The 19454-nt window shown below is 58.3% G+C and carries 18 protein-coding genes; 5 read left to right on the forward strand and 13 right to left on the reverse strand.

Annotation, left to right across the window (positions count from 1 at the left end; genetic code table 11):
* The first annotated feature begins 366 nt into the window (after positions 1-366).
* Entirely contained in the window at positions 367-2406 is a 2040-nt protein-coding gene (locus AC6BYQ_RS05515) for a choline transporter (protein WP_025159984.1), read from the forward strand.
* Between the two features lie 43 nt (positions 2407-2449).
* Here AC6BYQ_RS05515 and AC6BYQ_RS05520 read toward each other — a convergent pair whose 3' ends face one another.
* The 4 genes from AC6BYQ_RS05520 to AC6BYQ_RS05535 all read right to left on the reverse strand — a co-directional run bounded on the left by AC6BYQ_RS05520 (position 2450) and on the right by AC6BYQ_RS05535 (position 4749).
* Positions 2450-2920, reverse strand: coding sequence for a YkgB family protein (locus tag AC6BYQ_RS05520; protein ID WP_019454465.1), 471 nt, complete (start codon positions 2918-2920; stop codon positions 2450-2452).
* Between the two features lie 65 nt (positions 2921-2985).
* Complete coding sequence (locus AC6BYQ_RS05525) at positions 2986-3291, reverse strand: pentapeptide MXKDX repeat protein (protein ID WP_498056461.1); 306 nt, start codon at positions 3289-3291, stop codon at positions 2986-2988.
* A 59-nt stretch (positions 3292-3350) separates the two neighbouring features.
* Entirely contained in the window at positions 3351-4127 is a 777-nt protein-coding gene (locus AC6BYQ_RS05530) for a molybdopterin-dependent oxidoreductase (protein WP_498056462.1), read from the reverse strand.
* A gap of 10 nt (positions 4128-4137) precedes the next feature.
* A complete protein-coding gene (locus AC6BYQ_RS05535; protein ID WP_498056463.1) occupies positions 4138-4749 on the reverse strand; it encodes a cytochrome b/b6 domain-containing protein in 612 nt (203 codons plus the stop codon).
* A 150-nt stretch (positions 4750-4899) separates the two neighbouring features.
* Between AC6BYQ_RS05535 and AC6BYQ_RS05540 the strand changes: the two genes are divergently transcribed.
* The gene (locus AC6BYQ_RS05540) at positions 4900-5613 is read left to right on the forward strand and encodes a winged helix-turn-helix domain-containing protein (protein ID WP_019454469.1); all 714 of its coding nucleotides are present in this window, start codon (positions 4900-4902) and stop codon (positions 5611-5613) included.
* A 3-nt stretch (positions 5614-5616) separates the two neighbouring features.
* A complete protein-coding gene (locus AC6BYQ_RS05545; RefSeq protein ID WP_498056464.1) occupies positions 5617-7083 on the forward strand; it encodes a sensor histidine kinase in 1467 nt (488 codons plus the stop codon).
* Here AC6BYQ_RS05545 and AC6BYQ_RS05550 read toward each other — a convergent pair.
* The 7 genes from AC6BYQ_RS05550 to AC6BYQ_RS05580 form a co-directional block, all read right to left on the reverse strand.
* The gene (locus AC6BYQ_RS05550) at positions 7080-7748 is read right to left on the reverse strand and encodes a fimbrial biogenesis chaperone (RefSeq protein WP_019454471.1); all 669 of its coding nucleotides are present in this window, start codon (positions 7746-7748) and stop codon (positions 7080-7082) included. The genes AC6BYQ_RS05545 and AC6BYQ_RS05550 overlap by 4 nt on opposite strands.
* A 9-nt stretch (positions 7749-7757) precedes the next feature.
* Positions 7758-9395 (reverse strand): fimbrial adhesin EcpD, encoded by a 1638-nt coding sequence (ecpD, locus tag AC6BYQ_RS05555; protein ID WP_019454472.1) that lies wholly within the window; start codon positions 9393-9395, stop codon positions 7758-7760.
* Positions 9385-11904 carry a CS1-pili formation C-terminal domain-containing protein gene (locus AC6BYQ_RS05560; RefSeq protein WP_498056465.1) on the reverse strand — a complete coding sequence of 840 codons (2520 nt, stop codon included), beginning with the start codon at positions 11902-11904 and terminating at the stop codon, positions 9385-9387. The genes ecpD and AC6BYQ_RS05560 overlap by 11 nt, the downstream gene beginning before the upstream one ends.
* 50 nt (positions 11905-11954) lie before the next feature.
* Positions 11955-12623 (reverse strand): EcpB family pilus assembly chaperone, encoded by a 669-nt coding sequence (locus AC6BYQ_RS05565; protein WP_498056466.1) that lies wholly within the window; start codon positions 12621-12623, stop codon positions 11955-11957.
* Between the two features lie 76 nt (positions 12624-12699).
* On the reverse strand, positions 12700-13287 hold the full coding sequence (gene ecpA, locus AC6BYQ_RS05570; RefSeq protein ID WP_004939148.1) for a common pilus major fimbrillin subunit EcpA: 588 nt from the start codon (positions 13285-13287) through the stop codon (positions 12700-12702).
* A 429-nt stretch (positions 13288-13716) separates the two neighbouring features.
* Positions 13717-14346 carry a helix-turn-helix transcriptional regulator gene (locus tag AC6BYQ_RS05575; protein ID WP_019454475.1) on the reverse strand — a complete coding sequence of 210 codons (630 nt, stop codon included), beginning with the start codon at positions 14344-14346 and terminating at the stop codon, positions 13717-13719.
* Between the two features lie 165 nt (positions 14347-14511).
* Positions 14512-15351 (reverse strand): winged helix-turn-helix domain-containing protein, encoded by an 840-nt coding sequence (locus AC6BYQ_RS05580; RefSeq protein WP_063919027.1) that lies wholly within the window; start codon positions 15349-15351, stop codon positions 14512-14514.
* Positions 15352-16041: 690 nt separating this feature from the next.
* Between AC6BYQ_RS05580 and AC6BYQ_RS05585 the strand changes: the two genes are divergently transcribed.
* Complete coding sequence (locus tag AC6BYQ_RS05585; RefSeq protein ID WP_019454477.1) at positions 16042-16572, forward strand: GNAT family N-acetyltransferase; 531 nt, start codon at positions 16042-16044, stop codon at positions 16570-16572.
* A 4-nt stretch (positions 16573-16576) separates the two neighbouring features.
* Here AC6BYQ_RS05585 and AC6BYQ_RS05590 read toward each other — a convergent pair whose 3' ends face one another.
* Positions 16577-17449, reverse strand: coding sequence for a LysR family transcriptional regulator (locus tag AC6BYQ_RS05590; RefSeq protein ID WP_498056467.1), 873 nt, complete (start codon positions 17447-17449; stop codon positions 16577-16579).
* Positions 17450-17540: 91 nt separating this feature from the next.
* Between AC6BYQ_RS05590 and AC6BYQ_RS05595 the strand changes: the two genes are divergently transcribed.
* On the forward strand, positions 17541-18524 hold the full coding sequence (locus tag AC6BYQ_RS05595; protein ID WP_063919024.1) for a nitrilase family protein: 984 nt from the start codon (positions 17541-17543) through the stop codon (positions 18522-18524).
* A gap of 87 nt (positions 18525-18611) precedes the next feature.
* Here AC6BYQ_RS05595 and ompX read toward each other — a convergent pair whose 3' ends face one another.
* Positions 18612-19130: an outer membrane protein OmpX gene (gene ompX / locus AC6BYQ_RS05600; RefSeq protein ID WP_019454480.1), complete on the reverse strand. Its 519-nt coding sequence runs from the start codon at positions 19128-19130 to the stop codon at positions 18612-18614.
* Between the last annotated feature and the right edge of the window lie 324 nt (positions 19131-19454).

Raw genomic sequence — 19454 nt, forward strand, 5'->3', positions numbered from 1 at the left:
CTCAGCGGGCAAATTTCTCTGCCGTTTCGCCCGTGATTCAGGTCATCATGCGGACTATTAAACTTTTTTTTGATTGAACGTTCAATAAAAATTGCATATATTTTATTGCCGCCTGGTTAAAAATTTGTACTATCTGGTTGTGGAACTGGCTGATTTTTGTGAGGTAATTAACGAATCTGACCAAAATCAGTGGCTGTAAGCGGTTCCCGCCGCGAAGCGCTCCGGCGCTTCAGCAACAGGCGAAAGCGGCATCACTCAGGCCATCCCCGTGGGGATGGCCGCCGCCTTCATTCGCCCGTTTTCCGGCGGCGCCAACGCGCCCCAGAATGCGGAGCGGCACGATTTTACTCAGTTCAGAGGATGACGATGACAACACGCGAAACCTCCTCCAAACCGCAGCAGGACCGCCTCAACCCTGTGGTTTTCTTCACCTCGGCGGGGCTGATCCTGGCCTTCTCGCTGATGACCATCTTTTTCACCGACTTCTCCGGGCAGTGGATCACCCGCACGCTGAATTGGGTGTCGACCACCTTCGGTTGGTACTACCTGCTGGCGGCGACGCTGTACATCGTGTTCGTGGTGTTTATCGCCGCCTCGCGCTTCGGTTCGATCAAGCTCGGGCCGGAACAGTCCAAACCGGAGTTCAGCCTGATGAGCTGGGCGGCGATGCTGTTCGCCGCCGGCATCGGCATCGATCTGATGTTCTTCTCGGTCGCCGAGCCGGTGACCCAGTACATGATGCCGCCGGAAGGCGACGCGCAAACGCTGGAGGCGGCGCGCCAGGCGATGGTCTGGACGCTGTTCCACTACGGCCTGACCGGCTGGTCGATGTATGCGCTGATGGGCATCGCCCTCGGCTACTTCAGCTATCGCTACAATCTGCCGCTGACCATCCGTTCGGCGCTGTACCCGATCTTCGGTAAACGCATCAACGGCCCGATCGGCCACAGCGTGGACATCGCCGCGGTGCTCGGCACCATCTTCGGCATCGCCACCACGCTGGGTATCGGCGTGGTGCAGCTCAACTACGGCCTCAAGGTGCTGTTCGAGATCCCGGAAAACCTGACGGTACAGGGCTCGCTGATCCTGCTGTCGGTGATCATGGCCACCATCTCGGTCACTTCGGGCGTCAACAAGGGCATCCGCATATTGTCCGAGCTGAACGTGCTGCTGGCGCTGGGCCTGATCCTGTTCGTGCTGTTCTTCGGCGACACCGAATTCCTGCTCAATGCGCTGGTGCTCAACGTCGGCGATTACGTCAACCGCTTTATGGGCATGACGCTCAACAGCTTCGCCTTCGATCGGCCGGTGGAGTGGATGAACAACTGGACGCTGTTCTTCTGGGCCTGGTGGGTGGCGTGGTCGCCGTTCGTCGGCCTGTTCCTGGCGCGCATCTCGCGTGGGCGCACCATTCGCCAGTTCGTGGTCGGCACGCTGATTATTCCGTTCGTGTTCACCCTGCTGTGGCTGTCTATCTTCGGCAACAGCGCGCTGTATCAGATCATTCACGGCAACGCCGAATTCGCGCAGGAAGTGATGCAGTTCCCGGAGCGCGGCTTCTACAGCCTGCTGGCGCAATATCCCGGCTTCACCTTCAGCGCCTCGGTGGCCACCATCACCGGCCTGCTGTTCTACGTCACCTCGGCGGACTCCGGCTCGTTGGTGTTGGGCAACTTCACTTCGCGGCTGGCCGACATCAATAATGATGCGCCGAACTGGCTGCGGATTTTCTGGTCGGTAGCCATCGGCCTGCTGACCATCGGCATGCTGATGACCGACGGCGTGCCGGCGCTGCAGAAAACCACGGTGATCATGGGCCTGCCGTTCAGCTTCGTGATCTTCTTCGTGATGGCCGGGCTGTATAAATCGCTGCGGGTGGAAGACTACCGCAAGGCCAGCGCGCTCAGCACCCTGGCGCCGGTGCCAGTCTCCAGCCACGACGTGCTCAACTGGAAACAGCGCCTGTCGCGGGTGATGAACTACCCGGGCACGCAGTACACGCAGAAAATGTTGGATAAGGTTTGCCGCCCGGCGATGCAGGACGTGGCGCGCGAGCTGGCGCTGCGCGGCGCGAAGGTGGAGTTCAGCGAAGTGCCGCCGACCGAAGACGAACGCCTGAATCACCTGGAGCTGCTGGTGCACCTGGGCGAGGAACAGAACTTTATCTATCAGATCTGGCCGATGCGCTACTCGGTGCCGGGCTTCACCTACCGTGCCCGCTCCGGCAAGTCGCACTACTACCGGCTGGAGACCTTCCTGATGGAGGGCACCCAGGGCAACGACCTGATGGACTACAGCAAGGAACAGGTGATTGGCGATATCCTCGACCAGTACGAGAAGCACCTGAACTTCTTGCACATTCATCGCGAAGCGCCGGGGGGCACCCTGACCTTCCCGGATATGTGATAACCGGCGATGGAGAGAGGGCGTAGCCAGGCTACGCCCTTTTTTATGCCTGCTCGGCCGGCAAATCGGCTTTCAGCAGCACCAGGGAGCCGGCCAGCAACACCAGATCCTTGATTAAAAAACTGGTGGCCCCAGCCATGGCCGGGAAACCGCCGGCGGAAGGCTCCCAAGCGCCCGGCGTGGAAAAGATCAGCGTCAGCGTAGTCAGGTAGGTCACCGTCGAACCGATCGCCCCCAGCAGGCCCAGACGCCGCGACCAGAATCCCGCCAGCAGCAATAAACCGAAGCTCCATTCGGCGACGCCCAGCGCATAGCTGGCGCCGCGAATGCCGAACGCCTGATGCATCCAGCTCAGCAGCGGGCTGTTGCCGATCAGCGGCACCAGCCCCTGCGCCTCGTAATCAAACCACTTGGCGTAGCCGAAGGCGGCGAAGATCACCACCAGCGCCGCGCGCATAAAGATAACGTCCCCGTTCGAGCGCTGAAAGCGCCGCAGCCATGTCGCCTGCATCATCCCCTCTCCTTATGTTGTCCGCGGCCGCAGCGGAACGCCCGCTTCCGGCCGCGGATCGCGGCGGCTTAATGCCCCATCGCGTCCTTTTTCATCTCGTCTTTCTTCATGCCGTCTTTGGCCATACCGTCTTTCGCCATGCCATCCTTTTTCATGGCGTCTTTGGCCATCTTGTCTTTCTTCATGCACTCCTTGCCCATGCAATCTTTCTTCATGCCGTCTTTCGCCATGCCGTCTTTCGCCATGCCGTCGTGCGACATCTGGCTCATGCCGTCCTTTTTCATCGCGTCTTTGCTCATGCCATCCGCGGCGTTGGCGCCGGCCACACCCAACATCAACGCGCTGCACATCATCATTGCGAATAACTTTTTCATGGTATTTCCTTCCGTCATGTCAAAGGCACCGGAGTGCCGGAGAATGGCCGGCGGCCGCCTCAGCTGCCGCCAAACCAGTTGTAACCCTGGTCTTCCCAGTAACCGCCCGGGAAGCGGTTGGTGACCTCGATCACCTGAATGTGTTTCGGATTCTTGTAGCCCAGCTTGGTCGGCATGCGCAGCTTCATCGGGTAGCCATACTTGCGCGGCAAGATCTGGCCGTCATAGGTCAGCGCGATAATCGTCTGCGGATGCAGCGCGGTGGCCATGTCGATGCTGGTGTAGTAGTCGTCGGCGCATTTGAAGCTGACGTAGCGAGCGCTCAGATCCGCGCCGATCGCCTTGAGAAAGGTGGCAAACGGCACGCCGCCCCACTTGCCGATGGCGCTCCAACCCTCGACGCAGATATGCCGCGTCACCTGGCTGACCTGCGCCATTTGGTGCAGCTGCGGCAGGCTCCAGGCGCGCTTGTCCCGCACCAGCCCGGCCACCTCCAGCCGATAGTCGTCGCCGTTGATATCCGGCGCCTCCTCCTCGGCGTAAAAGGCGTTGAACGGGAACGGCTGGGTGATCATCGATTCCGGGTAGACCGGCGCCAGACGCTCGCCGTTGAATAACCAGCCCTGCACCCGATCGTTGAGACGCGAAATGCGGCTCAGCGCCTGTTCGACGTTGGCGTTGTCGCTGAGATCGCAGCCGGTGAGCATGGCGATGCCGCCCAGCGTCAGGCCATTGCGCAGAAAGCGGCGGCGAGACGACGCGGTCAACAAGCGCTGCGCTTCTTTGACGATCGCCTGTCCCTCGCCGATCGTCATGATCGTTTTATCCTTTTCCATCGTGAACTCCTTAACGTCCGCGCAGCATGGCCAGCAGCGTACGGGGCACCAGTGCCACCATCACCAGGTGAGTCGCCACGAAGGCCACCAGCGCCGACATGGCGAAAAAGTGGATATAGCGCGCCGCTTCATAGCCGCCGAGCAGCGTGCGCAGCAGCGGAAACTGCACCGACTTCCACAACACCAATCCGGACAACGCGCTCAGCACGCCGATGACCATCACCGACAAATAGGCCACGCGCTGCACCATGTTGTAGTGGCGCAAGTCGGCGTGCTGCAGCCGGCCGCGCAGCGCCGCGCCGAAATCGGCGAGAAACTGCCTCGGGCTGAGCGGCCAATATTTACGCTTGAAACGCCCGCTGGCCAGGTTGATCAGCAGGTAGCACAACCCGTTGACGCCGAACAGCCACATGCCGGCGAAGTGCCACTGCAACGCGCCGCCCAGCCAGCCGCCAAGCGTCAGCTCGTTGAGAAAGCTGAAGTTGAACAGCGGCGAAGCGTTGTAGATGCGCCAGCCACTGGTCACCATGATCAGCATCGCCAGCGCATTGAGCCAATGCGTCAACCGCAGCCACAGCGGATGCACGGTCTGGCGTGGTTCCGGGGTGAGAGTGAGATTCATGGCGATTCCTGCCGACTAATGATGCGATGAACCGAGTATTCCCCGGATTTGTTCCCCAAGACCTCACGCAAAGTTAAATAAAATGTGATAACTCCACCGGTGGGGGTTGTGTAGACTTCAGAGAGAATCGGGCAATCAGCGGTAATGAGAATGGAAAAGCCAAAACGCATTTTGATCGTCGAGGACGATGGCGACATCGCCGAACTGCTGCAGCTGCATTTGCGTGACGAGGGTTACGCCATCAGCCACGCCGCCGACGGCAATCAGGGCATGGCGATGCTGGAACAGGGCGGCTGGGACGCTTTGATCCTCGATCTGATGCTGCCGGGCGTAGACGGATTGGAGATTTGCCGCCGGGCGCGCACCATGACGCGCTACACGCCGATCATCATCACCAGCGCGCGCTCCAGCGAGGTGCATCGCGTGCTGGGGCTGGAGCTGGGCGCCGACGACTATCTGGCCAAACCCTTTTCCATGCTGGAGCTGGTGGCGCGGGTCAAGGCGCTGTTTCGCCGCCAGGAGGCGATGAGCCGCAACCTGCGCATGGACGCCGGCGTGCTCAGCTTCAACGATCTGACCATCGACCCTATCGCCCGCGAGGTGCGCCTGCAGCAGCAGCCGATCGAACTGACGCCGCGCGAATTCGACCTGCTGTATTTTTTCGCCCGCCATCCGGGCCAGGTGTTCTCCCGCCTCAGCCTGTTGAATCAGGTCTGGGGCTATCAGCACGAAGGGTATGAGCACACCGTCAACACCCATATCAACCGGCTGCGCATCAAGATCGAGCGCAACCCGGCGGAACCCGAGCGCATCCTCACGGTGTGGGGCATGGGCTATAAATTCGCGGCCACGCCGCAAGAGTGAGCCATGAAAAACCTTACGTTAGCGCCACGCCTTACGCTGATCTTCGCACTGCTGATCGTCATCGGCTGCGCCTTTTCCGGCTGGATGCAGGTGCGCAGCAGCACCCAATACAGTCAGGCGGTGATCCAACGCCTGTCCGGCAGCCTGGCGCAGCACATCGCCGACAGCAACCCGCTGCTGGGGGCGAACGGCCCGGATCCGCAGGCGGTGCACACCCTGTTCGATCAGCTGATGGCGGTGAATCCCAGCGTTGAGGTATACCTGCTCGACAAGCAAGGGGCGATTATCGGCAATGCCGCGCCGGCCGGGCACCTGAAACGGCAGCGGGTCGCGCTGCCGCCGCTGCAGGCGCTGCTCGATGGCGCGCAGATGCCGGTGTATGGCGACGATCCGCGCAGCGCGGACGGGCGCAAGGTGTTCAGCGTCGCGCCGCTAAAGGTCGACGGCCGAATCGAAGGCTATCTGTATGTGGTCTTGCTCGGGGAAGACTATACCTCGCTGGCCAGCAACGCCCAGTTCAACTCGGCGGTCAGGATGGCGCTGTGGACCTCCGGGGTGATGGTGCTGTTCAGCCTGCTGGCCGGCGGTTTCGCTTTCTACTGGGTCACGCGCCCCATCCGTCGCCTGACCCGGCAGGTCAATGCGCTGGACAACGGCGGCATTGAGGCGGTGCAGGCCTACGCGGCGCAGCCGGCGACGCCGGCCGGGCGTGACGAGGTCAGCCAGCTGCAACAGGCCTTCCACCGCATGGCGCAGCGCCTTGCCGAACAGTGGCAAACGCTGGCGCAGCAGGATCGGCTGCGTCGTGAATTCATCGCCAACGTCTCGCACGATCTGCGCACCCCGCTCACCTCGCTGCACGGTTATCTGGAAACGCTGTCGGTCAAGGCCGCCACCCTGAGCGAAGCCGATCGGCGGCGCTATCTGGAGATCGCGCTGGCGCAGAGCCGCAAGGTAGGCAAGCTGGCGCAGGAGCTGTTTGAGCTGGCGCGGCTGGAATACGGCGTGGTGAAACCGCAGAAAGAGCCCTTCTCCCTCAGCGAACTGCTGCAGGACGTATTCCAGAAATTCGAGCTGGCGGCGGAGGCGCGTAACCAGCGGCTGCACGCCGACATCGCTCCCGGCATTCCGCCGGTGTTCGCCGATCTCAGCATGATTGAGCGGGTGCTGACCAACCTGCTGGACAACGCCATTCGCCATACGCCGCCCGGCGGCGATATCGGCGTGCGGCTGTGGCGGCAGGAAGACCAGGTGATGGTGCAGGTCAGCGACAGCGGCCCCGGCATTCCGCAGGCGTTGCGCGCCGATCTGTTTGTACGCCCGTCGATCATCAGCGGCGCCCGGCGCCCTGCCGGCGGGCTGGGGTTGATGATCGTGCGGCGCATTCTGCAGCTGCACGACAGCGACATTCAGCTGATCGAACAAGCGCCAAACGGTGCCTGCTTCCGCTTCGCCATTCCGCCGCGTTAATCGAGGCAGCTGCGGTCTACGCTGATAAATTTGTCGTTATAGATAATGAATTTCTGTCCCTTCAGCCGAATGCCGGGATGGGTCAGCGTATCGCCGGGGCGCAGGTATTCTGTGACGCCCTCTTCATCCGTGCTGTTGCAGCCCGGTTTGAGCAGGAACTTGAAGTAGGTGTTGCCGGTGTTGGTGAGCGTGCCGCGTTGCGCATCGAGCCGATAGGCAAAGTTTATCTGACGCGGGCGCACCACCAGTATGGTGTCCATCACCACGATCGGCTCCAGGTTGACGCCGGCGCCCTGACGCGGCCCCGGCTCGAACAATCGGGTCGGCACTTCGCGAAATGAGACCCGGTAATAACGCTCGCGATTATCCTGCGGCCCGTGATAGAAAAACTTGTAGTACTCCGCCTGCCCGGCCTGCAGCGTCAGCTGACGTGGGGCGAACAGCAGTTCGCCATCCGCCGGCCGGCTGCGCGCCTCGCGCTCTCCCGGCCGATCGATGGCGCGAATGCTCACCTGATACAGGCGCGCGCTGCGGTTGTTATTCAACACTCGCTTGGCGGTGAATGAACGGTCCTGATCCATGGCGAACGTCAGGGTGCCGACATTGATCGCGGCGGCGGTAAAGGGAAAAGACAGACACAGCAATCCTATCAGCACCCGTTTCACACGCTGTCCTCAATTAATGTTGCGCCAGGTGGCTTCGACATGAATTTCACCGGCGGCGCTGACGTCGCCGTACCAACCGTTGCCGTCGACGGTTCTCAGCGAGATCGGATTATTCATCGGAATGCTGAACGTCACGCGGGTCTTGTTCAGCACCCCCACTTCGCCGGAAATATCATTCCACGGGGTGCTGCTCCAGAGCGCGTTGGTCATGTCGTGCCATTGGCCATCGCAGCCGGCGGCGAAGCTCTGCTGGCCGTTGGTGCTGGTGGTGATGCCGAGGGTAGCGGGGAACGGCACCCGGGTACTGTTATCCGCAGAGGAAAAAAGACAATAGTTCACCCCGTTGATCGCCTGAGTAGGCCCGGTCGCCATCACCCTCACCTGATCGGCGGCGGTTTTGCCGCTGGTGGTCACGAAATAGCCGAACTCCAGCGCCGGTTCCGCCGGGCCGACATACCCTTCACGGTGTGGGCTGTTGTCGTAGTCATCGGAAATAATGCTGATGCTGAAATCGCGCGGTTTGATAATCAGCTGGTTTGAGGTGGAAAACTCATACCACCCCGACTCCGGCGAAGTGGTGTTCTGAAAGCGGAAATTGATCAGATCGCGGGTGCCGCTGTCGGATATCCCCAGCGCGACCATCTGCTTGAAGAAGTTGCTGGAGAAGAACACATAAACCGCGTTGCTGCTCTTCAGCTCGTTAAAGGTATAGTAGCTGCCGGTGCCCGAGGTATTTTTCCAGGTGTTGCCGTTCAGACTGAACTGCAGATCGGCGGCATTCACCGCTGAAGACAGCGCCGCATGGTTAATCGCCGGAAAAATATGAATCGAGGTGTTGCTGACGCTGCCGTCGGTCTGCAAATCGTAGCTGACCATTTTGCACATGATGCCTGAGCGGGCGCCGATGGTCTGGTTCTTGCAATCGGCATTGCCCTCGCCGATGATCGGCACCCCATCGCTGTTGACGAACACTTCCGAGACGGCGTTGGTGTTGATAAAACGCAGGTGCGCCGCCTTGCTGTGCGTGACGGTGCGCTTGTACCAGCTGCCGCTGGCCTGATCCCGACAGCGGCCGCCGGCTGAGGCGTCGTACGCCACCGACGTTTGGCAGCCGTTGATCTGCATGCTGAAAGCTTCGCCCGCCGCCATCTGTTTCAGATACTGATAGAAACTCGGCGACATCATGCCGTGCATCCATTTTGCACCGCCGGTCGTGACCACCGCGCCGTAAAACCCCTTTTCGTCGGTGGTCTGCGGCAGGATCAAACTGGTATCCATATTACAGCCGGCATACCAGTTGATGCAGCGCAAACCGAGGAACGGATTCTTGATCGGCGCATTTTCCAGCCACATGTCATAACGCCAGTTGGCATTCAGCCCGGTGTTGTAGCCATTATCCACATACCCCAGGCTTTGCTGATAGATAGTGCCTGAACCGCCGTATTTCAGCCCGGTCCATTTATTGGCGCCGGTCATGCGCGGATCCAGCCCGCCGGCGGGCGTGACGAAAAAGTTGTCGTCGGCGTTGTTTTCCACGAAGACAAATTTCATGACCGCCGCATCCGGCCAGTTGGTCTGGCTGACCGCCGCCTGCAGCGCAGGGGCCATCAGCGCCAGCAATAACAACAGCGCAACGTTAGCTCTCATGGTCAAACTCCCCGGATGAAACATTGCCCGCATAGGTTTTCAGCCCGGTGCAGATCACGTCGCCGACCCACACTGCGCCTTGCGCCTTGCTCAGATCCAAATCCACTTCGCATGTCTGATTGCCGCTGTGGGTAAAATCGATAACCGGGAATTTCTTGTCGACATCCATGATAAATTCGCCTTTCTCATCGGTGCGGGTGCGGCCGATATGGTTCTTGATATAGGCGTTGGCCAGCAGCGTGCCGTCCTCCGCCTTGATGCGGCCGAATACCGTCACCATCTGTTTGATCTCCGGCGAGATCACCGCCACGTTGCCCGGATACAAAGTGAGCTTGCTCTTGCGTTTGGTCACGATGTCGAAACTCTCCGCCGAGTTTTTGTTGTTCATCAACTCAACGTCGTACTGGCCGTAAGGCGACAACGGCAGGTAGTTCTTATTGCCGCTCAGTTTCACCATCCGGCCGTCAACCCGCGCGGTCAGCAGACCGTCATTTTCGATGCCGGTGTTGAAGATGATCCCGGCGTTGCCTTCGTTGCGGCCGCTGATGGCGATATCACGCCCTTGCCAGCCTACGCTGCCGCTCGCGGTCAGGCTGCTGTTGACGTAGCCGTCGGCGGAGCTGCTGACGTTGAGCGTGCCGGTGGAATATTTGGTGTCGAAGCGCGCATAGCCGCCGCCGTTAAAGCTATTGTCGCCGCGGGTATCACCGGAAATCGCCCGCGACAGGTTGGCGCCCAGGGTGCGAATCGGCCCGTCCTTGATGTCCTTGCGCGCCGCCAGGTTGGCGGTGGTGTAGCCGTTCTGGTTGGAGACGCCCGCGCTGAGCCAGTTGCCCATCGGCAGTGAAAAATCGAGCGCGATGTATTTGCCGGTATTGGCGTTGCTGCTGCCGTTGTTGTAGCGCTGCACGCCCGCACGCACGCCCAGCGTGCCGAAACGGCCGGTAAAGATATTCTGGTAATAGTCGGCGTTGTAATAGTGGCTGTCGTTCTTTTTATCGTCGTTGTAGCTGACGCTCAGGGTGCCCAGCGGAGACCACAGCGCCCCCAGATTGAGGCTGCCGCCAACGGCGCGGTTATAGGCGTCATTTTGCAACAGACGATCGCCAATCTGCATTTTCTCCTGGTTGACCCACAGGCTGCTGAAACCGCCGGGCAACGCGGCGCTGACGCTGTTGATCAGGCTCCAGGAACGATCGGAGGCCGCCATATTTTGCAGGTTGAACTGAATCGACTCGGTCACCGGCAGGCTGATGCGGCTCTCGCCGACGGCGTTGCCGTCAAACGAGTACCCCGACAGCGCCCAATTCAGCGTTTGCAGATTGCCGGTCGCCGAAGCGCCAAGCAAATAAGAATCCTTTGCCGGGCGGTGGCGTTCCCGCTCGCCACGCCAGTCGTCCATGCGCAGCATCCCGCCCCAGAATTGCCAGGCCAGCGGCGCATTGACGCCGCGGTTGGGGCTGAACAGTTTATTCACTCGCTGCATGCGTTTATCCACGACTTTGCCGTTGACCACCACCTCCACTTCGACGTCATAAATGCCGTAGGGCAGGCTACCGGTGTCCACTTCATGGTTGCCCATGGCGAAGTTCTGCACGCTGAGCAGCCGCCCGTCGCGCGACAGATGCACTTCGCCGGCCGATGGGAAAAACACCACGATCGGCGTCAACGATTGGGTGTTATCGAATACCGTCGAATTGGCGCGGTTACCGTATGACAGACCATAAATCTTGCTCGAGTTGAGCGTCGTGACCGGCCCCAGCGACTGCAGGTTCCAACTGTCCAGCATGCCGGCGGCGAAACGGCGGCCGGCGAAATCGCGCTCGTACATCGCTTTGTACAGCGTGGCGTTTTCATCGCCGCTGCCGATGCCGTAGATTGAACCGTTCAACTCCACGTGGTGTTCACGCAGCGCAGTGACGCTGTTGAGCGATAAATAGCTGGAGGTATTGCCTTCACTGGCGCGGGCGCGGTTGTCGTAGACCCCCAGGTTATAATCCAGCGTGCTGCTCACGGCATCTACGCTGGACGCGCCGATATCGCTGGAGCGGCTGCGCAGTACCGTTCCCAAGGCGGATTCCTTGACCACCAGCTGCAGGTTGAGCTGCCGGAAATCCAGCGCCAACCAGGCGTCGTCCGCGACCCGGATATGCTGCCGGCGATCGAATGGCGCATCCTGCAAAGCCTGCAGCTGAGCGGCGATCGCCGCCGTCAGCCGGGCGCCGTCGTCGTTATCCTCCAGCGTCACCCGACGAATCTTTAAGCTGTCCTGATCCAGGTAGAGAAAGGCGTGGCCGATGCGGCTGTCATCTTTGACGCCATCGCTCTTTTCATAATGCAGCAACAGCGGAATGCTCACCCCCTCGCGCAACGCCAGGCTGAAGGTTTGCGGGATCAGCACGCCGTTAATCTGCTTCAAGCCGGCCGCCATCGCCATACGGCCAGGCAACAGCGTCGGGAGCGCCAGCGCACCGGCAGCCAAAAGCGTTTTCAACAGCACAGCGTTCACATGCCACTCCTTGCGTGATTGTTTTGCATCCATCGTGGATAACGCGCGCATTACTTCACCGGGATAAACTGTTCGCCGTGCCACAGCGCGACACGCCCTTTTTTATCGTTGACGTCAACCTTGCTGAAGGCGCGATCCTTCCCCGGCATCACGAAATAGTTTTCCTTGCAGTCGCTGCCGTCCTGCTTGTTCCTGCAATTGCCGTAGGCCACCACTTTGAACGTGGCATTGCCGGTGTTTTTGATCCGCCCATTGGCGAACTGATAGGCGAAGCGATCCTGCCGGGGCGCCACCACCAAAATGGTGCCGATGCGCGCCGACGTGGTGGCCACGGCATTGCGCCGAGCCGAATTTTGCCCCGCCTCGCTCAGCGCCTGATCAAACCAGATGATGCGGTAATAGCGCTCCTGCGCGTCGTTCGGCCCTTTGTAGTAAAAGCGGATCACATCGCTGGCGTTGGCCGGCAAGATCAGGCTGGCGGGCGACAGCAGCATTTCATCCCGGCTGCTCATCGGGATCACCGTACCGGAGGCCAGGGGGCTGGAAATGCGTTCGATGCTGATGTTGACCAGCCGGCCGCTGTCGGTGGTGTTTTTGATTTCCTTACTCAGACGCGCGCTGTCGCCCGGCATGAAGGAGCTGATCTCACCCACATCGAGAGCCAAAGCCGGCTGCAGCAGCATTAACATCAGGGTGACGGCGAGAGAAAAGCGTGTCATTGCGGTATTCCACTGGCGTTGATGGGCGATAAATAGCAGGAGGTCTCCCCCCTGCCAGATGCAGATCGTTAGGGGATTAGGAAGTCCAGGTCGCGTTGAATTCGACGCTGACATCGCCGCTCCAGATACCTTCCGGCAGCGTGCTGAAATCCGTGACGGCGGTGGTGCCGTTTGACGTCGCGCCGATGATGCTGAAGGTGAACTGATCCTGCGCGCTGGTGCGGCCGGCCTGGTTGTAGGCGTTGGACAAGGCGCTCAGATTGCCGCCCAAAATACCGGCGGTGGTGTCGATCATGGTGGTTTCAGCCGTTTTCCCGACCACCGCACCGTTATAGTTCACCCCGACTTCCAAAGTAGAACCGGAAGTATCCAGCTGAGTCAGCGTATTGGAGACCAGTTTTGAGGTCAGTTTGAAAGCGGTTGCCGTGGTATCGCCTTCCACGGTGACGTCAAACAGGCCTTTCTGGCTGTTGAAACCCTTAATGCCTTCTGCATAGTTGAAGGCCAGGCTGCCAATCGGCGTCACGACCAGTTTGCTGGTGGTGTCTTTCTTGGCGGTTGCAGACCAGGTTGCCAGCGCCTGAGCGGTAACGTCGGCGGCTTGTGCAGTGCTGACCGCTGCAAAGGCGGAAACGATCGCCAGAGCCAGTGTCATTTTCTTCATGGTGTAACTCCCTTCAATGTTGAATATGTTTTCTTTCTTTCGTCCATTCTCAGCCAGCCGTTTGCATCACTGCGTTTAGCCAGTCTGCTTGACGCCACAAGAATATCCCCATTCGATCAAAAAAGAATCATTAACTATTAAAGTTCAAATATTTAGATTTAAATTCCATAATTAATGTTTTATCTCCCCGTCAATCACATTAAAAAGCGGGTTAAGCATTTGATGAAAGCACAATCACATTGTGGTTTAACCCCATCAGGCGGCGATTATTTAGCCATTTGGCAGCCCTGTCCCTCACTCCCATACCCGCGCAGAATTTCAGCGCCGGCGTTATTCGTTGGGAGGGAAGATTGATGAGATTCACACAGGGGGGGGCAGCAGCCAATCAAGATCGGCCGCCGTAGAGAAAAGGTGGCTTTTCGCCACGTTTCAGGAAGGGTATCGGGTTCTCAAGGTAAGAATTAGCCGCATAAAGCCGGCCTGATTGAGACCCAACTTTCGCATAATATTCAGTTTATGGGAGCTTATGGTTTTGTAACTTCGCCGGGTCACATTGGCGATGCTTCTTGGAGAAGCACCGGCAGCCATCATGGCTAAAACGCGCCATTCGCTGTCAGATAATGCGGTGGCCGAATGCGTCAACCGGGCGCGAATATGTGGGGAAAGATAGCCGGAGAACTCACCGGCAGCCGCAATGGCGTCACTCAGACAATGCAAAGGATCATCCTTTGCCACGATAGCTATGCGCGCATCCGTCGCCAACAACGCTAATATGCCGGGGTGTTCTACAGCGGTGAAAATCACCAGGGGAATTTCCGGCCAGACATTTTTTGCCGTCAGAACGAACCGTAATACATCATACAAATATTCGCTATGATGATATAACTCCATAATTAGCGCATGAGGCTTTCCCTCTTTCAATGCCCTCTCCAGCGCCGTCAAAGTATCGATAAAATACCTGTCGCTTGATCGGGTAACGAGAAATGCTTTCATTCCTCTTCTCACTAAAAAGCTGGGTTCAAAGAATAGCAACGCATCACCGAAATCGGCTTTAACCATACATAATCACCATAATTAGGTAGTAAGCGGTAGAAAAAAGGAAATACCTCTCGATAAACGCCACACGGCGACTCGCCAAATGAAATCAAACGTTCTATTTCAACGCTGTAATATTTTTGTCATATTTGTCGCCCTTTCAATCGCGTTGAGTAATGGCTTCAATGGTCAATTAATAAACTCGGCATTGTCGCTTTCCAAACCGGAACAGATCTCCATCTTATGTTCACGCAAGATCTTGCAGCGCAGCAGGAATAAACGGGATATGCCGGAAATGTAAGCCCTGACCTGATTGCTGCGCACTACCAGCAAAAACTCATCGCCGCTGCATTCTCCCGTTTGGTGCGCGGCGTAAGCCAGAATGTCCCGATTCAGGCTGGCGCTGACCGAGCTTGAGGCATCAGGCAGCGACATGAACACCTTACAATTGCCCGACTTTCCCAGGTAGCTCTCCTGCCGGGCCCCCGAACCGCTGAAATAGGTCGTCATCGCAATAGCCACGAAAAGCCCCCCCAGAACCAACGCGCTGAGCATCAGCCACCAGCGGCGGGAATAACCAGGTTGAGAGTCGGCCCCATTGATGACGGTTTCGGGCGGCGGATTTACCGCCGCTTCGGGGGCAGATCCCGGCAACATCGCGGCAGGCTCTGCGTCGTTAATATCTTCCGCATCTTCATAAGACTCGATGGTAATCTCATCACGCAACATAAAACCCACTTTAGGGACCGTAACAATGACCTCATCCTCAACGCCAAGATTTTTAATCACCCGCCGCAATTTGCTGACGCATTGATTAAGATTATTATTGCTGGAAACCATGCCGTAATCGTCCCAGACCTTCTTGAATATCAGTTCACGCCCTACGGCTTCGCCATGGTGGGCAATCAACAGCAGCAGCAACCGTTTGGAAGGACTGGATATGGATATGGGATCGTCAGAAAAATCTGTTGGACTAAGGGTTCTGGTGTCTGCGTCAAAGAGAATATGGTCATTAAATCTATATTTCATTTTATTCACATGTTTTCACTATAGCGATCATTTATAGTTTGGCGTCAAATGTTAATGAAATATTAAATAAATATTTAATCAGGTAATTCGCGAAAATACCCAAGTACAGGCAAGAAAAACCACTCAATTAACGCCACGAAATACGCTTTTTCACCTCACCATCGTTTATATAGGATTTTTCTTGCAAACCATAACCAAAGGTTAACCAATCACCACATCCATTGATATATTGACGCGCCAAAAACCATAAAGTTAGTTTTTTGTATCGCAAATTATCAATTTTAAGGAAAATCATCTCAAAAAAAGACCGCCGAACTAAATTTTAATAAAAAAATAATAACAAGTGAATGTTGAGCATAATCACATACTGCAGGCCACCCGCATTAGCCTGATGAATTGACGCGCTCGTCACGACGTAAATGTTAAAATTTAGGTTCAGCCAGGGTTGATGGCAAATAATAATGAAAGGGAAAACTTACGAATATCGGCAATGCCTGCCCGCCATATTATTAGCGACGCGAGCCTGAGACACCGTTGTTTGGATTCGTCGCGCGCCGTTGGCCGCTAGCGCCCCAACTCGGCCTGGGCGGCTTCCGGTTCATCCGGCGGTGGTGGCTGGCGGCGTGATTTCTCTGGCATACTGAACGCCGTTGTTTTTCATCGCCTTTCACCCTGTGCAGGAGCAGCAACATGACCGTAATCAACACCGCGCCGACGCTTGTCACCGAACGCCTGAGGCTGGATGCGCACACGCTGGACGACTTCGACTCGCTGGCCGCGCTGTGGGCCGATCCGCAGGTCGTGCGCTATATCGGCGGCACGCCGCGCGACCGGGAAGACTCCTGGGGACGTCTGATGCGCTACGTCGGCCACTGGGCGTTGTTAGGCTACGGATATTGGGCGGTGCGCGATAAGCAGAGCGGCGAGTACCTCGGCAGCATCGGCTTCTCCAACTTCCTGCGCGACATCGCCCCGGCGCTCGACGCGCCGGAGATGGGCTGGACGCTGGTGAGCTCGGCGCACGGCAAAGGCTACGCCACCGAGGCGCTGCGGGCGGCGCTGGCCTGGGGTAAAACGCACCTGCCGGGGGAGAAAACCGTCTGCATCATCTCGCCTGACAACCAGGCTTCGCTGGCGCTGGCGAGAAAGGTCGGCTTCAGCGAAAGCCACCGCAGCGAGTACCATCAAAGCCCGATCGTGGTGATGCATTGTCCGCTTTGAATGCCTAAGCGCGTTGTACCGCCAGCGCCGTCTGCACGAAGTTGTCCCGCAGCGCATCGGTGCGCTGCGGATCCCAGGCGATACCGACCTGCCACTCCGTTTCCTCGCCGCTCAGCGCTAAAATATCGATGCCGGCCGGCGCGATATGCGTGATGCTGTGCGGCAGCAGCGCGACGCCGACGCCGGCGGCGACCAACGCCAGCAGCGTCTGGATATCGCCTGCTTGCTGTACCACGTTCGGCGTCAGGCGGTGAGCGGCGATAAACCGCAGCGACTGATCGCTCAATCCGCGCCCGCGTTTAGGGGTCAACTGCAACAGCGGCAGCTGATTGAAACGCGCCATCAGATCGTCGGCTCGCAGCGCCAGCGCGCCCGGCGCGGCCAGCACCAACCGATCACAGAGCAACGCCACGCCGCACAGCGGCGTATTGACCGGCAAGCGCACGAATCCCGCCTGCAACGCCCCCTGCAGCAGCAGCTGATACTGCCGCTCCGACGGCATGTCCTCCAGGCCGATGGCCACCTCGGGAAAGCGTTGGCGGAAAGCGGCCACCAGCTGCGGCGCCAGATGAAAGCTGGAGAGGCCAAACCCCAGCGCCAACCGCCCCGCCTCTCCTGACGCTACCTTTCGCGCGCGCCGCTGAAACTGCTGGTACTGCTCCACCAGCGCCTGTGCCTCCGGGTAAAGCCGCTGCCCGCCGGCGGTGAGCACCGCCCCCTGCCGGCCACGCTCGAACAACCGAACGTCGAGCTGGGTTTCCAGCGCCTGAATTTGCTTGCTCAGCGCCGGTTGGCTGATGCACAGCTGGCTCGCCGCCTGGCGATAGTTGCCCTGTTCGGCCAGTGCCACCAGGGCGCGCAGTTGTTTTATATCCATTCCATCAAGTTATCGAATAGGGAATTTAATTGATTATACAGTAATCAATCTGCCTGCTGTAATCAACGCAGACCCCAACCGGAGAGAGACCATGACCCCTTCATTACGCGCCGCCACGGTGCAATTCCAGCATCGCGCCAACGATAAGAATTACAACCTGTCGATCATCGAGCGCTTTATCGCCCAGGCGGCCGAGCAGCAGATACAGCTGCTGGCCTTCCCGGAAATGTGCATCACCGGCTATTGGCACGTGCGCCATCTGTCCGACGCCGAAGTGCGGGCGCTGGCGGAACCGATGGCGAACAGCCCTTCGCTGGCGCGCATTCGCCCGCTGGCGGAGCGTTACAACATGGCGATTGGCGTCGGGCTGATCGAGCTGGGCGACGACGGCCGCTGTTACAACGCCTACGCCGTTTGCCTGCCGGACGGCGAACTGCACGTGCACCGCAAGCTGCACGCCTTCGAGCACCCGGCCATCGCCAGCGGCGACCGCTATACGGTGTTTGATACGCCCTGGGGCGTGCGCGTGGGCGTGTTGATCTGCTGGGACAATAATCTGGTTGAGAATGTGCGCGCAACGGCGCTGCTGGGGGCGGAGGTGCTGATCGCCCCGCACCAGACCGGCGGCACCCACTCGCGTAGCCCGCACGGCATGAAGCCGATCCCGCAGGCGCTGTGGCAGCGGCGCGCGGAAGATCCGCAGGCGATCGAAGCCGCTTTTCGCGGCGAACACGGCCGCGGCTGGCTGATGCGCTGGCTACCGGCGCGCGCTCACGACAATGGCGTGTTTTTGCTGTTCAGCAACGGCGTGGGCCGCGATGATGATGAGATACGCACCGGCAACGCCATGATCCTCGATCCTTACGGCCGCATCGTGGCAGAGACCTGGGCGGCGGAAGACCGGATGGTCAGCGCAGAACTCGATCTGACGTTGATCCCGCTCAGCACCGGTCGCCGCTGGATTTACGGACGACGCCCCGAGCTGTATGGATTATTGACCGAGCCGCAGGGCTACGAGCGCGATGCCCGCAGCGCACGGTTCTCGACGCAACCGACGGAGCGCGGCGGCAAGTAACAGATAAAAAAAATCCGCCCGGAGGCGGATTTTTTATCGAGTGCGGCAAAGCTTGCCGCAGGTTCATGCCCGCAGGCACGAACACACTTAGAAGCGGTAGCCTACGCCAACGTTCCAGGTGCCAACGTCAACGCTGCGAATGCGGTTCTGCTCGTAACCAACATCCAGGGCAACGTTCTCGATTGGGTTGAACTGCAGACCGGCACCGTAGGTGAAGCCGTAGTCAGCGGTGTCGTGACGAGAAGTGCCGTTCTGAGCGTTGGTAGTGAATTTACCGTAACCCAGGCCAACCAGACCGTAGATGCTCGCCCAGTCATTGATGCGGTATGCTGGACCGGCAGAGATAGAGTTGTACTGAGCTTTGTTGTAGAAACCGTCCTGAGAACCGTCCTTTTCCAGGTGGGTAAAGGAACCGATTACGCCCAGTGGGTTGTTGTCGAACTCGTAACGGTATTTCAGGTTGAAACCGTCGGCCTTGTTAGCAACGCCTTGGAAATCACCCTGCGCATAGCCAGCGGATACGGTGCTCTGACCAGCGAATGCGGTACCTGCGCTAACTGCTAATACGCAAGCTGCTACTGCGGAAAGACATGCAATTTTTTTCATAACCACCTCAAACGCGTTTTATTATTAAGTACATCCATTTGTTCATGCTTTGAAAATATAACAAAAATTAGCGTGAAACTCTGCCTTGAAATGAGTGTCTAATGCTTTATATCGTGTAACAGAAGATTTCAAGAACAGTGTATCCTCTTCTTTTCGCTCTATTTTCGGCCGTATTCTACGGCTTTCTGTGACAAAAATCACCTATTTAATATCCAGATAATTCTTAAGAAAAAGCGCACTTTTTGACCAAATTCGCCACATCTCATCCGAGGATCGGCGGATTTCACCGCGATACGCGCTTTTCTCAGACAGATTTTCGTCATT

This window comes from Serratia sp. LTN-2 (assembly GCF_059740205.1).

Coding starts and splice junctions, on each gene's coding strand:
- AC6BYQ_RS05545 (WP_498056464.1), top strand. CDS start 5,617: ATGAAAAACCTTACGTTAGCGCCACGCCTTACGCTGATCTTCGCACTG.
- AC6BYQ_RS05590 (WP_498056467.1), bottom strand. CDS start 17,449: ATGGATATAAAACAACTGCGCGCCCTGGTGGCACTGGCCGAACAGGGC.
- AC6BYQ_RS05580 (WP_063919027.1), bottom strand. CDS start 15,351: ATGAAATATAGATTTAATGACCATATTCTCTTTGACGCAGACACCAGA.
- AC6BYQ_RS05525 (WP_498056461.1), bottom strand. CDS start 3,291: ATGAAAAAGTTATTCGCAATGATGATGTGCAGCGCGTTGATGTTGGGT.
- ompX (WP_019454480.1), bottom strand. CDS start 19,130: ATGAAAAAAATTGCATGTCTTTCCGCAGTAGCAGCTTGCGTATTAGCA.
- AC6BYQ_RS05515 (WP_025159984.1), top strand. CDS start 367: ATGACAACACGCGAAACCTCCTCCAAACCGCAGCAGGACCGCCTCAAC.
- AC6BYQ_RS05575 (WP_019454475.1), bottom strand. CDS start 14,346: ATGGTTAAAGCCGATTTCGGTGATGCGTTGCTATTCTTTGAACCCAGC.
- AC6BYQ_RS05585 (WP_019454477.1), top strand. CDS start 16,042: ATGACCGTAATCAACACCGCGCCGACGCTTGTCACCGAACGCCTGAGG.
- AC6BYQ_RS05595 (WP_063919024.1), top strand. CDS start 17,541: ATGACCCCTTCATTACGCGCCGCCACGGTGCAATTCCAGCATCGCGCC.
- ecpD (WP_019454472.1), bottom strand. CDS start 9,395: ATGAGAGCTAACGTTGCGCTGTTGTTATTGCTGGCGCTGATGGCCCCT.
- AC6BYQ_RS05530 (WP_498056462.1), bottom strand. CDS start 4,127: ATGGAAAAGGATAAAACGATCATGACGATCGGCGAGGGACAGGCGATC.
- AC6BYQ_RS05520 (WP_019454465.1), bottom strand. CDS start 2,920: ATGATGCAGGCGACATGGCTGCGGCGCTTTCAGCGCTCGAACGGGGAC.
- AC6BYQ_RS05535 (WP_498056463.1), bottom strand. CDS start 4,749: ATGAATCTCACTCTCACCCCGGAACCACGCCAGACCGTGCATCCGCTG.
- AC6BYQ_RS05540 (WP_019454469.1), top strand. CDS start 4,900: ATGGAAAAGCCAAAACGCATTTTGATCGTCGAGGACGATGGCGACATC.
- ecpA (WP_004939148.1), bottom strand. CDS start 13,287: ATGAAGAAAATGACACTGGCTCTGGCGATCGTTTCCGCCTTTGCAGCG.
- AC6BYQ_RS05565 (WP_498056466.1), bottom strand. CDS start 12,623: ATGACACGCTTTTCTCTCGCCGTCACCCTGATGTTAATGCTGCTGCAG.